The organism is Caulobacter sp. DWR2-3-1b2 (genome assembly GCF_049896345.1).
Taxonomy (GTDB): domain Bacteria; phylum Pseudomonadota; class Alphaproteobacteria; order Caulobacterales; family Caulobacteraceae; genus Caulobacter.
Window position 1 is genome coordinate 921,351 of sequence record NZ_JAFCUC010000001.1, and the last position, 13,420, is coordinate 934,770.

General features: G+C 66.4%; 11 protein-coding genes and 1 tRNA gene. 6 read left to right on the forward strand and 6 right to left on the reverse strand.

The window, feature by feature from the left end; genetic code table 11:
- Positions 1–162: 162 nt before the first annotated feature.
- Positions 163–238, reverse strand: a tRNA-Ala gene (locus ACP694_RS04470).
- A gap of 186 nt (positions 239–424) precedes the next feature.
- Entirely contained in the window at positions 425–895 is a 471-nt protein-coding gene (locus tag ACP694_RS04475) for a TIGR02300 family protein (protein ID WP_426010738.1), read from the reverse strand.
- A 115-nt stretch (positions 896–1,010) separates the two neighbouring features.
- On the opposite strand from ACP694_RS04475, the gene aroA reads away from it, so the two are divergent.
- From aroA to mscL, 5 genes are all read left to right on the forward strand, one after another.
- Positions 1,011–2,342 (forward strand): 3-phosphoshikimate 1-carboxyvinyltransferase, encoded by a 1,332-nt coding sequence (gene aroA / locus ACP694_RS04480; protein WP_426010740.1) that lies wholly within the window; start codon positions 1,011–1,013, stop codon positions 2,340–2,342.
- A 159-nt stretch (positions 2,343–2,501) separates the two neighbouring features.
- The gene (gene cmk, locus ACP694_RS04485) at positions 2,502–3,152 is read left to right on the forward strand and encodes a (d)CMP kinase (RefSeq protein ID WP_426010742.1); all 651 of its coding nucleotides are present in this window, start codon (positions 2,502–2,504) and stop codon (positions 3,150–3,152) included.
- A gap of 133 nt (positions 3,153–3,285) precedes the next feature.
- Complete coding sequence (gene rpsA, locus ACP694_RS04490; protein WP_426010744.1) at positions 3,286–4,998, forward strand: 30S ribosomal protein S1; 1,713 nt, start codon at positions 3,286–3,288, stop codon at positions 4,996–4,998.
- Between the two features lie 209 nt (positions 4,999–5,207).
- Positions 5,208–5,492, forward strand: coding sequence for an integration host factor subunit beta (locus ACP694_RS04495; protein WP_426010745.1), 285 nt, complete (start codon positions 5,208–5,210; stop codon positions 5,490–5,492).
- A gap of 7 nt (positions 5,493–5,499) precedes the next feature.
- Positions 5,500–5,919, forward strand: coding sequence for a large-conductance mechanosensitive channel protein MscL (mscL, locus tag ACP694_RS04500; RefSeq protein WP_426010747.1), 420 nt, complete (start codon positions 5,500–5,502; stop codon positions 5,917–5,919).
- A 36-nt stretch (positions 5,920–5,955) separates the two neighbouring features.
- Here mscL and ACP694_RS04505 read toward each other — a convergent pair whose 3' ends face one another.
- The 3 genes from ACP694_RS04505 to acs form a co-directional block, all read right to left on the reverse strand.
- Complete coding sequence (locus ACP694_RS04505) at positions 5,956–8,805, reverse strand: M16 family metallopeptidase (protein WP_426010749.1); 2,850 nt, start codon at positions 8,803–8,805, stop codon at positions 5,956–5,958.
- Positions 8,806–8,895: 90 nt separating this feature from the next.
- Complete coding sequence (locus ACP694_RS04510) at positions 8,896–9,489, reverse strand: SRPBCC family protein (RefSeq protein ID WP_426010751.1); 594 nt, start codon at positions 9,487–9,489, stop codon at positions 8,896–8,898.
- 136 nt (positions 9,490–9,625) lie between these two features.
- Positions 9,626–11,584, reverse strand: a complete 1,959-nt coding sequence (acs, locus tag ACP694_RS04515) for an acetate--CoA ligase (RefSeq protein ID WP_426010752.1) — start codon at positions 11,582–11,584, stop codon at positions 9,626–9,628.
- Between the two features lie 155 nt (positions 11,585–11,739).
- On the opposite strand from acs, the gene ACP694_RS04520 reads away from it, so the two are divergent.
- Positions 11,740–12,489 carry a creatininase family protein gene (locus ACP694_RS04520; RefSeq protein ID WP_426010754.1) on the forward strand — a complete coding sequence of 250 codons (750 nt, stop codon included), beginning with the start codon at positions 11,740–11,742 and terminating at the stop codon, positions 12,487–12,489.
- Between the two features lie 51 nt (positions 12,490–12,540).
- Here the strand turns inward: ACP694_RS04520 and ACP694_RS04525 are convergent, their stop codons facing one another.
- The gene (locus ACP694_RS04525; protein ID WP_426010755.1) at positions 12,541–13,323 is read right to left on the reverse strand and encodes a class I SAM-dependent methyltransferase; all 783 of its coding nucleotides are present in this window, start codon (positions 13,321–13,323) and stop codon (positions 12,541–12,543) included.
- Positions 13,324–13,420: the final 97 nt, after the last annotated feature.

The following is a 13,420-nucleotide window of genomic DNA, read 5'->3' on the forward strand; positions in this document are numbered from 1 at the left end:
TCGCGAAGCGATCGGTGGGGGGAGTTTAGGGCCATAGATCCTGCAGGAGATCACCTGCCGACCACTCCCCCCTCCGTCGGCTTCGCCGAGACCTCCCCCACTGGAGGAGGAGCTGGACCGCAGACATGGAAACGGCCGCTCCCTTTAGGGAAGCGGCCGTTTTGGTGGAGCTTAGCGGAGTCGAACCGCTGACCTCTTGCATGCCATGCAAGCGCTCTACCAGCTGAGCTAAAGCCCCAAGAGTTCAAGGATTTCCAAGTGGAAAAACCCGGAATGTCTCGGTGTCTGCGGCGGCCCCGATTGGGTGGCCCCCGAAGAGGCGCGGAACCTATGCCGGGAGGATTTTTGGATCAACCCTCCCGGCACATTTTTTCGGATATTTTTCGAGATCGTCGTTCCCGAAAAATATCTTCAATGAAAGGGCCTAGCGATCGTCGTCGTCGGCGCCCGGCAGGCCTTCGATTTCGTCGTCGAGGACGTCTTCCTCGTCTTCGTCCTCAAGGAACGGAACGTCGTCGGCTTCGTCCTCGGCCAGGTCTTCGTCCTCGGCGAAATCAACGCCCAGCTCGTCGGCGCCGGCGGCCGGGGTCGCGACCGGGTCGGTGTCGTCCTCGGCGTCGACCACATCGGCTTCCACCGCCTGGTCGATTTCCGGGGTCTCATCGACCTCGTCCTCGTAGCCGTCCGGCTCCTTGGCGGGAGCGACGGGTTTTTCGTCCTCGGCGTCATAGTCCGGCGTGATGGCGCGCGCGCGAACCCGACGCGACTTCAGCGCCTCTTCAGGATCGAACGACTCGCCGCACTTGGGACATAGGGCCGGGCGGCGGCCCAGGTCGTAGAATTTCGATTGGCAGTTGGGGCAAATTTGTTTTGCGCCCAGTTCGGGATTGGCCAAGTTGGCGACCCTTTGATCCAGATGGGGAAAGCGGCGGGTCACTTGCCATGCTAGGGAGCCGCTGTCAAAAGCAATCCCCTCGCGAAAAGCTCATGATAGGGAGGCCGGTGGCGGCATGACGGCGGCTGGATTGAAGAGCACCCCTGGCGGGCCCCTGCGCGGAACGGTCCGCGCGCCCGGCGACAAGTCGATTTCGCACCGCTCGCTGATCCTGGGCGCCCTGGCTTCGGGGACCACCACGGTCGAGGGTTTGCTGGAGGGCGCCGATGTCCTGGCGACCGCCCAGGCCATGCGATCGTTCGGCGCGCGGGTCGAACAGGAGGGCGGCGGCCGCTGGCGGATCGAGGGCAAGGGCGGCTTCGTCGAGCCGTCGGACGTCGTCGACTGCGGCAATGCCGGCACCGGCGTGCGGCTGGTCATGGGCGCGGCGGCGGGCTTTCCGCTCTGCGCCACCTTCACCGGCGACCAGTCGCTGCGCGGCCGGCCGATGAGCCGGGTGCTGGATCCCCTCGCCCGGATGGGCGCGACTTGGCTGGGCCGCGACAAGGGCCGCCTGCCGCTGACCCTGAAGGGCGGCAACCTGCGCGGCCTGCAATACACCCTGCCGATGGCCTCGGCCCAGGTGAAGTCGGCCGTGCTGCTGGCGGGCCTTCACGCCGAGGGCGGGGTCGAGGTGATCGAGCCCGAAGCCACCCGCGACCACACCGAGCGCATGCTGCGCGCCTTCGGGGCCGAGGTGACCGTGGAGGACCGCGACAATGTCCGCCACATCCGCCTGCCGGCCGGCCAGAAGCTGACCGGAACCCATGTGGCGGTGCCCGGCGACCCGTCGTCGGCGGCCTTCCCGCTGGTGGCTGGCCTGATCGTCCCAGGCTCGCAAGTGACGGTCGAAGGCGTGATGCTCAACGACCTGCGCACCGGCCTGTTCACGACGCTTCAGGAGATGGGCGCGGACTTGGTGATCGCCAATATCCGCGAGGCCAGCGGCGAGCAGGTCGGCGACATCACCGCCCGCTACTCCCCCGACATGAAGGGCGTGGTTGTGCCGCCCGAGCGGGCCCCGGCGATGATCGACGAATATCCGATCCTGGCGGTGGCCGCGGCCTTCGCCGAGGGCTCCACGGTGATGCGCGGCATCGGCGAGATGCGGGTCAAGGAAAGCGACCGCATCGCCCTGACGGCGGCGGGCTTGAAGGCCTGCGGCGTCACCGTCGAGGAAGAGCCCGAGGGCATGACGGTGATCGGTACGGCGCGCGCCAATCATCCTGTGCGCGGCGGCGGCCTCGTCCACACCCACGGCGATCACCGCATCGCCATGAGCCACCTGATCCTCGGCATGGCCGCCCAGCAGCCGGTCGAGATCGACGAGCCCGGCATGATCGCCACCAGCTTCCCCGGCTTCGCGGAGATGATGCGCGGGCTGGGAGCAACGCTCGAGGACGCCTGAAGCGCTAGATACGCCATCCCACTACCGTTTTCCCAGCGAAGGCCGGGACCCAGATTCATCCTGAGCGGCTCGTGGGTTTCACCTGAGCCCCGGCCTTCGCCGGGGAGACGGATTAAATCCCTTCCGTCCGTACGTCGGGAGCGAAAGCGGAGCCTATTCATGGCCTTCATCATCGCCGTCGATGGTCCCGCCGCCTCGGGCAAGGGCACGATCGCCTCGCGCCTGGCCAAGCTCTACGGCTATCCGCTGCTGGACTCGGGGTTGCTGTACCGCGGCGTCGGCCTGAAGGTGGCGCAAGACGGCGGTGATCTCGACGACGTGAGCGTCGCGACGGCGGCGGCCCTGGCGCTGCGGCCTTCCGAACTCGAACAGCCCGAACTGCGCACCCGCGCCGCCGGCGAATTGGCCAGCCGAGTGGCGGTCCATACCCCGGTCCGGCAGGCGCTCCGCGAGTTTCAACAGCGGTTCGCCGCCCAGGAGCCGGGCAGCGTCATCGACGGCCGCGATATCGGCACGGTCATCGCGCCCGCCGCGCCGGCCAAGCTCTATGTCACCGCTTCCGCCGAAATCCGCGCCGATCGTCGCTGGAGGCAGCTTGTCGGCCAGGGCGAGGCCGTCGCCTATGACGAAATCCTGGCCGACATCAGGAAGCGCGACGAACGCGACGGCGGCCGCGCCGATTCGCCGATGACCCAGGCCGCCGACGCCGTCTTGCTTGATACGTCGGAAATGACTATAGACCAAGCCTTCGATGCGGCCCGCCGCATTGTCGAGACGGCGCGCGCCCGGTCGGGGAACTTCCCGGGCTAATCCACCGCCCGCCTCGCCGCCGCTTTGGAAGCGCCGGACCCGCCTCAAAAAACCCCACACCCGGAATCCCGAGAACCGTCATTCGACGGCTGCTCACCGCAGGGCTTCCCTCAACACGAGACTAAACATCAGCATGGCTGACGATATGAGCTTCAACCCGACGCGCGACGATTTCGAAGCGCTGTTGAACGATTCCATGGGCGGCCGCGACTTCGCGGAAGGCACCGTCGTCAAAGGCATCGTTGTCGGGATTGAAAAGGACTTCGCGATCATTGACGTCGGTCTGAAGACCGAAGGTCGCGTGCCGCAAAAGGAATTCGGTGTCGACGAGAACGGCAAGGCGACCATCAAGGTCGGCGACTCGGTCGAAGTCTTCCTGGAACGCCTGGAAAACGCCCTCGGCGAAGCGGTGATCAGCCGCGAAAAGGCCAAGCGCGAAGAAGCCTGGACTCGTCTGGAAGGCGTCTACGCCAAGAACGAACCCGTGCTCGGCGCCATCGTTGGCCGCGTCAAGGGTGGCTTCACCGTCGACCTGGGCGGCGCCTCGGCGTTCCTGCCCGGCTCGCAGGTCGATATCCGCCCGGTGCGCGACGTCGGCCCGCTGATGGGCAAGGAACAGCCCTTCGCCATCCTCAAGATGGACCGTCCGCGCGGCAATATCGTCGTCTCGCGCCGCGCCATCCTGGAAGAAGCCCGCGCCGAGCAGCGCACCGAACTGGTGTCGCAGCTGCAAGAGGGTGAAATCCGCGAAGGCGTGGTCAAGAACATCACCGACTACGGTGCGTTCGTGGACCTCGGCGGCATCGATGGCCTGCTCCACGTCACCGACATGAGCTGGAAGCGCGTCAACCACCCGTCGCAAGTCCTGGCCGTCGGCGACACCGTCAAGGTGCAGATCGTCAAGATCAACCCCGACACCCAGCGCATCAGCCTCGGCATGAAGCAGCTGCAGTCGGATCCGTGGGATGGTGTCGAAGCCAAGTACCCGGTCGGCGCCAAATTCACGGGCCGGATCACCAACATCACCGACTACGGCGCGTTTGTTGAGCTGGAAGCCGGCGTTGAAGGCCTGGTCCACGTCAGCGAAATGTCCTGGACCAAGAAGAACGTCCACCCCGGCAAGATCGTCTCGACCTCGCAGGAAGTCGACGTGGTCGTGCTGGACGTCGATCCGTCCAAGCGCCGCGTGTCGCTGGGCCTGAAGCAAGCCCTGGCCAATCCCTGGGATTCCTTCGTCGAAACCCATCCGATCGGCTCGACCGTCGAAGGCGAAGTCAAGAACGCGACCGAGTTTGGTCTGTTCATCGGCCTCGACAACGACATCGACGGCATGGTGCACCTGTCGGATATCGACTGGAGCGCGTCGGGCGAAGAGGCGATGTCGCGCTACAAGAAGGGCGACATGGTCAAGGCGAAGGTTCTCGACGTCGACGTCGAGAAGGAACGCATCTCGCTGGGCATCAAGCAGCTGGGTGGCGATCCGATGTCGGGCGACACCTATCGCAAGAACCAGACCGTGACCGTCACGGTGACGGAAGTCACCACCGGCGGCATCGAAGTTCGCTTCGGTGAAGACGACGCCCTGATGACCGCCTTCATCCGCAAGTCGGACCTGTCGCGCGATCGCCAGGAACAGCGCCCCGAGCGCTTCGCCGTGGGTGACCGCGTCGACGCTCAGATCGTGAATATCGACAAGGCGGCTCGCCGCGTTTCGATGTCGATCAAGTCGCTGGAAATGGCCGAGGAAAAGGAAGCCATCGAGCAGTTCGGCTCGTCGGACTCCGGCGCCTCGCTGGGCGACATCCTGGGCGCCGCCCTTCGCGAGCGGGCGACCCCGAAGGAATAGTCTTCTGCTCTTTTTGAGCTGAAGCAACGGCGGCCGGAGTGATCCGGCCGCCGTTTTCTTTTATCGACCCTCGATCAAGTCAGTCGTCCAGCCGACCGAATGGCGCCGTTAACCGAAGCTTTTCCTTGAAGACTCAGGGTTCCTTGGGCAAAGGTCGGACGCGCGCCAGACCCTTCTCCCCAGGGCCGCTTAGGGCGTCGGGGATATCGATGATCAAGTCCGAACTCATCGCCAAGCTCGCGAACGAGAATCCACACCTGACCCAGAAAGACGTCGAACGCGTTGTCGGCGTCATTCTCGAGCGCATGATCGGTGCGCTCGAGGAAGGTGGCCGAGTGGAACTTCGCGGTTTCGGCGCCTTGTCGGTGCGTTCGCGTCCGGCCCGCGCTGGGCGTAATCCGCGTACCGGCGAGACCGTTGACGTGCGCGCCAAGCACGTGCCGTTCTTCAAGAGCGGAAAGGAATTGCGCGGCCGCCTCAACGCCGACGAATAGGTCCAGCATGAGCGTGGTGAAGGAGTTCCGCGAGTTTATCTCTCGCGGCAACGTCATCGACCTGGCGGTCGGCGTCATCATCGGCGCGGCGTTCAACGGCATCGTCAAGAGCCTGGTCGATCAGGTGATCATGCCGCCGATCGGCCTGCTGATGGGTGGACTCGACTTTTCCAAGCTGGAATGGGTGCTGAAGCCCGAGAATCCCGCCACCACGGTCGTCGAGAAGGTGGCTATCCAGTACGGCGCCTTCATCAACACCGTGATCCAGTTCGTGATCGTGGCGACGGTGGTGTTCCTGCTGGTCAAGTTGGTCAACAAGATCCGCCGCGCCGACGCTGAGGACCCCGCGCCCGAGGCGCCGGCGGCCCCGACACCGGAAGAGAAGCTGCTCACCGAGATCCGGGACCTGCTCGCCGCCAAGGGCTGACCTTCCAAGCCCTCCCCCTTTGGGGGAGGACTTTCACTACTTCCCCTTCACCAGGGTCGGGCTGTCGAGATCCAGCTGGCTGACAGGGATTTCCACGGCGCCCGGCAGCACGGCCTTGACCGTGCCGCCGAAGGTCTTGGCGTCGCCCACCACGATGACGCTGGTCTGGGCCGGGTCGAGCATGGTCTTGGAGAAGGCCTGGACATCGGCGGCCGAGACCGCCTCGATCTTGCTCGTGAACACCTGGATCTCGTCCAGCGGCACGCCATAGATCGCCAGATTGCCCAGTATGCCACCCAGGCCTTCCGAGGTGCCCAGGTCACGGCCAAAGTCGCCGACCAGCACCGACTTGCGGGCCGCCAGTTCGCCGGTCGAGGCCGGGGTGTCGCCCAGCCGGGCCAGCTCTTCCTTGATCAGGGTCACCACCTGGGCGGCCGACTCGTTCTTGGTCTGGACATTGGCCGAGAAGCCGCCGATCGCGGCGCGGGGCGACAGGCTGGACCCTGCCCCGTAGGAGAGGCCGCGCTTGATGCGGATCTCCTGGTTCAGGCGCGAGGAATAGCCGCCGCCCAGCACGCCATTGGCGACGAGGCCGGCATAGTAGCGCGGGTCGCTGCGCAGGATGGCCGGCTTGACCACCACCACGGCGGCCTGACCGGCCCCCGGCAGGTCGATGATCAGGTTGCGCGGCGCATAGCCGGTCGGACCCTTGATCGGGGCGGGCGCGGCGCCGGCCGGCCTGACCCAGCCGCCGAACGCGGTCTCGGCCAGGGCGAAACCCTGCTCGGGGGTCAGGTCGCCGGTCAGGACCAGGATGGCGTTGTCGGGCCGCCAATAGGCGGCGTGGGTCTTGACCAGAGAGTCGCGGGTGATCTTCGGTAGAGACCCCGGTGTGCCGCTGGCAACGTGGCCATAGCCCGATCCGGCATAGATCACGGTCGGCGCCGCGAAGCCGGCCACCGCCCCGGGACGCTGCAGGCTGACCGACAGGCCGTCCAGGGCCTCGGCCTTCACCCGCTCCAGTTCGTCGGCCTTGAAGGTCGGGTTCTCGGCCACGTCGGCCATGATCGCCAGGCCCTGAGGGGCCTTGTCGGCGATGATACTGAGGGTCAGGGACGAGGCTTCCCAGCCTGAACCCGCTTCCAGATTGGCGCCCAGGGCCTCGGTGGCGGCGGCCACCTGGGTGGCGGTGCGGGTCTTGGTGCCTTCGGTGAGCAGCTCGGCGGTCAGGCTGGAGACGCCCGCCAGGCCGGCTGGATCGGCGCCCGAACCGCCGCGAACGGTCAGATCGGCGGTGATCAGCGGCAGGTCGCTGGACTTGGCGACGATCACCCGCAGGCCGTTGGCCAGAGTCTTCTCGACCGGCGAGGGCAGGACCGGGGCGACGGGCGCACCGGCGACGGGCGGGGCCAGGCGTTCGGCCTCGGGCGCCAAGCTGGTGACGGCCCCGTTGAAGGTCACCGACGGCGTCGGCTTGGGCGCGTCGAACGGGTCCCTGGCCCCGGCCGGACGGGCCGACTCCGGCAGGTAGCGGACGGTCACCTTGCGATCGTCGGCCAAATACGTCTTGGCCACCCGCTGGACGTCGACGGCGGTGACGGCCTGCAGGGCGGCTAGGTCGGTGTTGGCGCGAGCGGCGTCACCCTCGGTGCGCAGGGCGTAGCCGATGGCGAAGGCGCGGCCATCGATGGTCTCGCGACTGCGGACGGCGTCGGCCAGCAGCCCAGCCTTGGCCTCGGCCAGTTCGGCGGCCGTCGGCGGCGCGGCGCGCAGCTTGGTGACCTGGGCGGTCAGCGAGGCCTCGCCCTGCTCCACCGTCTTGCCGCCGGCCATGATCGCGCCGACATAGAAGATCCCTGGCTGGGCGTTGGTGCTGGTCGAGGAGAAGATCGATTGGGCGATCTTCTGGTCATAAACCAAGGCGTCATACAGTCGCGACGACTTGCCAGCCGACAGGATGGCGTCGAGCACCGACAGGGCCGGAGCGTCCGGATTGGCGGCGGCCGGGGCCAGCCAGGTCATGGCCACGGCCGGCAGCGGCACGTTGGGACCATAGGTGGTGACGATTTTCGCCCCCGTGCGCGGCGGCTCGACCACGGTGACCGGCTTGATCGCCGACGCCGGGGTCTTCAGCGGCGCGAAATACTGGTCGATCCAGGCGTTGAGCTGGGCCTCGTCATAGTTGCCGACCACGATCAGGGCGGCGTTGTCGGGGCGATAATAGGCGGCGTGGAAGGCGCGGACATCATCGACGGTGGCGGCGTCCAGCTCCTCGATCGAGCCGATGCCCGGGCGCTTGTAGGGGTGCTGGGCGAACGAGGCCTGGGTGATGTTCAGCGAGAAGAACCGGCCATAGGGATTGGCCAGCACCCGCTGGCGCAGCTCTTCCTTGACCACGTCGCGCTCGGACTTGAACACCGCGTCGTCGATGACCAGCGAGCTCAGGCGCTCGGCTTCGGCCCACAACAGGCGCTGCAAGTGGTTGGCCGGCACCACCTCATAATAGTTGGTGAAGTCGTCATAGGTGGAGGCGTTGTTGAAGCCGCCGACGTCCTCGGTCAGCCGGTCGAAATATTCGGTGGGCATGTTACGCGTCGATTTGAACATCAGGTGTTCGAACAGGTGCGCGAAGCCCGAGCGGCCTTCGGGATCGTCCTTGCTGCCGACGCCGTACCAGACCTGCACCGTCACGTTAGGCGTGGTGGCGTCGCGGGCGGTATAGACCTTCAGGCCGTTGGCCAGGGTCCGTTCCTCGTAGACGATCGGCGGCACGGTCACGCCGGCGGCGGGGGCCGTGGGCTTGGTCTGGGCGTGGGCGATCGGCGAAAGAGCGGTCGTGGAGAGAGCCAGCGCCACGAGGGCGGCCTTGGCGGCGGGACGGATCATGAGGTCGACGCTCCGGAAATCTGAAGGCGCGACCCTATCACCGGTGTCGGAGGCGCCAAGCTTACCGTCTTGTCATGAAAGCCGGCCGATTCACCGCGCCGCCGCCACGCTCTCGCGGCGCAGGGCGCGGAGGGCGGCGGGCACGTCGCGGCGCATGGCCATGGCCGCCAGGCCGGACGGCATGCCGTAGGGGGCGCGGGCCCGGTTCTGATAGGTGACGCGCGTGGCCTTGCCGCCGTTGCGCGACTCCAGCAGCCACGCGCCCTCGCAATCCTTGATGTCGCCATCCACGCAGCGGAAGACGATCTTGCGGGGCGGATCCAGTTCCAGGCGCGAGACCGAATGGAAGGCCGGCAGCAGGAAGCTCCACTTGATCACGTGCTCGCGGGTCTCGGTCCGCCCGGAGGGGTCGCGCGACAATACCGTGCAGCGCCGAACGCTGGGGGTCATGCGCGCGGCGCGCTGGCAGTCGAGGATGGTGCGCCAGACAGCGTCCGGCGGCGCGTCTATGTCGATCATCGCCCGCACCGATCCGCCGCGGCCGCCCGCATCGGGATGGGCGTCCAGGGCGATGTCGCCGCGTTCGACCTGGCGCACCCAATCGGCGTTGGTCGCGTTCGCGGCCATGGCGAGCTCCGGACAGGCCAGCATCATCACGGCAACGACGAAACCAAGTCTGGGCATGGGCGGAAGCCTAGAGCATTCCGATCTGATTACATCAGATCGAAAGCTCTAGATTTTGACTTAGCGCATTTTCTTCACGCGAACCGGAATCCACTTCGCTCGAAAACGCTACGGCCGGTTTCCGCCCCGGCGCGCATCAGGCGTTGGCTCTATTTTTCACCAGATCCTCGACCACCGACGGATCGGCCAGGGTCGAGGTGTCGCCCAGGCTGCCCAGTTCGTTTTCGGCGATCTTGCGCAGGATGCGGCGCATGATCTTGCCCGAGCGGGTCTTGGGCAGGCCCGGCGCCCATTGCAGGATGTCCGGCGCGGCGAACGGTCCGATCTCCTGGCGCACCCAGAGGATCAGCGTCTTGCGCAGCTCGTCGGTCGCCTCGACGCCCGACTTCAGCGTCACATAGGCATAGACGCCCTGGCCCTTGATGTCGTGCGGATAGCCGACTACCGCGGCCTCGGCGACCGTGTCATGAGCCACCAGGGCGCTCTCGATCTCGGCGGTGCCCAGGCGGTGGCCCGAGACGTTGATCACGTCGTCCACGCGACCGGTGATCCAATAATAGCCGTCGGCGTCGCGCCGGCAGCCGTCGCCGGTGAAATACTTGCCCGGATAGGCGCTGAAATAGGTCTCGAAGAACCTGCCGTGGTCGCCGTAGACGGTGCGCATCTGCCCCGGCCAGCTGTCGGTGATCACCAGATTGCCCTCGGTGGCGCCCTCCAGCACCTGGCCCTCGGCGTCGACCAGTTGCAGCTTGACGCCGGGCAGGGGCTTGGTGGCCGAGCCGGGCTTAAGGGCGGTGGCGCCGGGCAGCGGCGAGACGAGGATGCCGCCAGTCTCGGTCTGCCACCAGGTGTCGACGATTGGCAGGCGGTCCTTGCCGACCACGCGGTGGTACCAGAGCCAGGCCTCGGGATTGATCGGCTCGCCGACGCTGCCCAGCAGGCGCAGGGACGACAGGTCGTTCTTGGTCACCCAGTCGTCGCCCTCGCGCATCAGGGCCCGCAGGGCCGTGGGGGCGGTGTAGAAGATCTCGACCTGGTGCTTGTCGACCACCTCCCAGAACCGCGCCGGGGTGGGGTAGTTGGGCACGCCCTCGAAGATCAGGCTGGTCCCGCCATTGGCCAGAGGGCCGTAGACCACATAGCTGTGGCCCGTCACCCAGCCGACATCGGCGGTGCACCAGAACACTTCACCGTTCTTGCCTGGAGCAGAGGGTCGGTAGTCGAACACGACCTCATGGGTCCAACTGGCCCAGGCCAGGTAGCCGCCGGTGGTGTGCAGCACGCCCTTGGGCTTGCCCGTCGAGCCGGAGGTATAGAGGATGAACAGCGGATCCTCGGCGTTCATCGGCTCGGGCGGGCAGTCCGCCGAGGCGGCCTCCTGGACGTCGTCCCAGACGATGTCGCGGGCGTGCACCAACGGCACGTCGGCGCCGGTCCAGCGGACCATAAGCACCTTGCCCACCCAGGGGCAGCTCTCCAGCGCCTTGTCGATATTGGCCTTCAGCGGCACCCGCTTGCCGCCGCGCCGGGCCTCGTCGGCGGTGATCACGAAGTGCGAGGCGCAGTCTTGGATCCGCCCGGCGATGGCGTCGGGCGAGAAGCCGCCGAACACCACCGAATGCACCGCCCCGATCCGCGCGCAGGCCAGCATGGCCACCGCAGCGATCGGGATCATCGGCAGGTAGATGGTCACCCGGTCGCCCTTCCGGACACCCTGGTCCTTGAGGACATTGGCCATCTTGCAAACCTGGACGTGCAGCTCGCCATAGCTCATCTTCGACGACACGCCCGGATCGTCGCCCTCGAAGATCAGGGCTACCTCGTCCTGGCGATGCGGCAGGTGGCGGTCCAGGCAATTGACCGAGGCGTTGAGCACGCCGTCGGCGTACCAGTGGATGCGGAAGTCGTCCTTGGCGAACGAGACGTCCTTGATCTGGGTCGGTGGCGTGATCCAGTCCAGCCGGGCGGCCAGGTCGCGCCAATAGGCCTCGGGATCGGCCTCGACCCGCGCCAGGGCGGCGTCATAGCCGGCGGCGTCGATATGAGCCTTGCCCGCCCAGTCGTCGGAAACCGGAAAAACCTGTCCGTTGCTCACGCCCTGCACTCCCTTGATCTCGTTGCGGCGGAGTTATGCGCGGCGAGCGGAGCGACGCAAGAAGACCATTGGGGATTCTGGCGGCACGCCCCATTTCTCTGTATCGCCGCCGCATCGGCGTTAAGGCATCGATAGTCTCTCGCGGAGTTCCAGCCATGCTGCTCGCCCTTTCGACCTGGCCCGAGATCGAGGCCTATCTGGCGACGTCGAAGACCGTAGTGGTGCCGATCGGCTCCAACGAGCAGCATGGGCCCACGGGTTTGCTGGGGACCGACTGGTTGTGCCCGGAGATCATCTCGCACGAGGCCAGCAAACTCTCTTCGAGCGTGCTGGTGGCCCCGACCTTCAATGTCGGCATGGCCCAGCATCACCTGGCCTTTCCGGGCACCATCTTCCTGCGGCCCACGACCTTCATCGCCGCGATCGGCGACTGGGTGCGCTCGCTCGGCGCCCACGGCTTCGAGAAGATCTATTTCCTCAACGGCCATGGCGGCAATGTCGCCTCGATCGAAGCGGCGTTTTCCGAGGTCTACGCCGAGTACAGCTTTCGGCGCGAACGCGCGCCGTTCGCGCTGAAGCTCAAGAATTGGTGGGATCTGAGCGGCGTGCTCAGTCTGGCCAATCAGCAGTTCCCGGTCGGCCACGGCAGCCACGCGACCCCGTCCGAGATCGCCGTGACCCAGTGGGCCTATCCAGGTAGCATCAAGTCGGCGGACTATGAGCCCAGGATCGCCCCGACCGGCCCGATCCGCGAGGCTCTGGACTTCCGCGCCCGCTACGCTGACGGCCGCATGGGCTCCGACCCGGCCCAGGCCACGCCCGAAAAGGGCGGCGCGCTGGTAGCCCAGGCGGCCAAGTCGCTGATCGACGACCTCGCGGCGTTCTCGGCGGAGGGGCGGGTGTAAGGATCGTGGGCGCTGATGGGGACGTGCGCATGCGCATGTCCCCAATCGCATCTACCGCGGGATCTCGCTGATCTTGGTCAGGGCCACCTGGCGGTACACCGCCGTGATCTCGAAATAGCGCCCGAACGCGCCGTGGAACTGGTCCACGGCCTGCTTGACGCCGGGGCCGCCGATTTCGCTGATGTCGTGCCAGTAGTCGTCGAGCACCATCAGGCCGCCGACGCTGAGCAGGCTGGCACAGAAGCACAGGTCGATCAGAACGGCCAAGGCGGTGTGGCTGCCATCGACATAGATCAGGTCGAAGCCTTCACCGACCTGCAGCATGCGCGGCAGCTCATAGGTCGAGAACCCCTTGCGGGCGGTCATCGACCGGAACGAGGTCTTGGCCATGTTGCGGTGAAAGCGCGGCTCGACGGCGTGGTATTTCTCTTCCGGGTTCAGGGCCTCGTCGAACCAGGGGTCGATCACCGTGACATCCAGGCGATTGGGGATCAGCCAGTCCATGAAGGCCAGGTTGCGGCCCTCATAGGCGCCGATCTCCAGGTATCGGATCGGCGCGTCGCCGCGTTTGGCCGCGAAGTCGCGCAGCAGGGGCGTGACGAACGGAATGTTATTGGACGCCCAGCCCGAGGTGAACTCGTAGCCAACCTGTTCGCTGTGGGCGTCGAAGGCCTCGACCACCGTGTGGTCGCGCTTGGCCAGCAGGGTGCGGGCCAAATCTGGAGCAAAGCGCGGATTGACCTTGGCGAACGAGCGCAGCTTGTCACCCAGGCCGCGCGCGTCGTGGGCGTCGGTCAGCTCGGCGTCGAAATTCGGATTGGACCCGTCGGCCATGGCGCGGTTTCCCGGTTTCAGTCGGCGAGAAGCCTAGGCGGAACGGGTTAAGGGCGGGTTCTTTCTCAACAAATACCGCTCATTCCGGCGAATGCCG

Bases quoted from the DNA above. Each gene is read 5' to 3' on its own strand.
- aroA (WP_426010740.1), top strand. From the start codon at position 1,011: ATGACGGCGGCTGGATTGAAGAGCACCCCTGGCGGGCCCCTGCGCGGA.
- cmk (WP_426010742.1), top strand. From the start codon at position 2,502: ATGGCCTTCATCATCGCCGTCGATGGTCCCGCCGCCTCGGGCAAGGGC.
- rpsA (WP_426010744.1), top strand. From the start codon at position 3,286: ATGGCTGACGATATGAGCTTCAACCCGACGCGCGACGATTTCGAAGCG.
- ACP694_RS04495 (WP_426010745.1), top strand. From the start codon at position 5,208: ATGATCAAGTCCGAACTCATCGCCAAGCTCGCGAACGAGAATCCACAC.
- mscL (WP_426010747.1), top strand. From the start codon at position 5,500: ATGAGCGTGGTGAAGGAGTTCCGCGAGTTTATCTCTCGCGGCAACGTC.
- ACP694_RS04505 (WP_426010749.1), bottom strand. From the start codon at position 8,805: ATGATCCGTCCCGCCGCCAAGGCCGCCCTCGTGGCGCTGGCTCTCTCC.
- ACP694_RS04510 (WP_426010751.1), bottom strand. From the start codon at position 9,489: ATGCCCAGACTTGGTTTCGTCGTTGCCGTGATGATGCTGGCCTGTCCG.
- ACP694_RS04520 (WP_426010754.1), top strand. From the start codon at position 11,740: ATGCTGCTCGCCCTTTCGACCTGGCCCGAGATCGAGGCCTATCTGGCG.
- ACP694_RS04525 (WP_426010755.1), bottom strand. From the start codon at position 13,323: ATGGCCGACGGGTCCAATCCGAATTTCGACGCCGAGCTGACCGACGCC.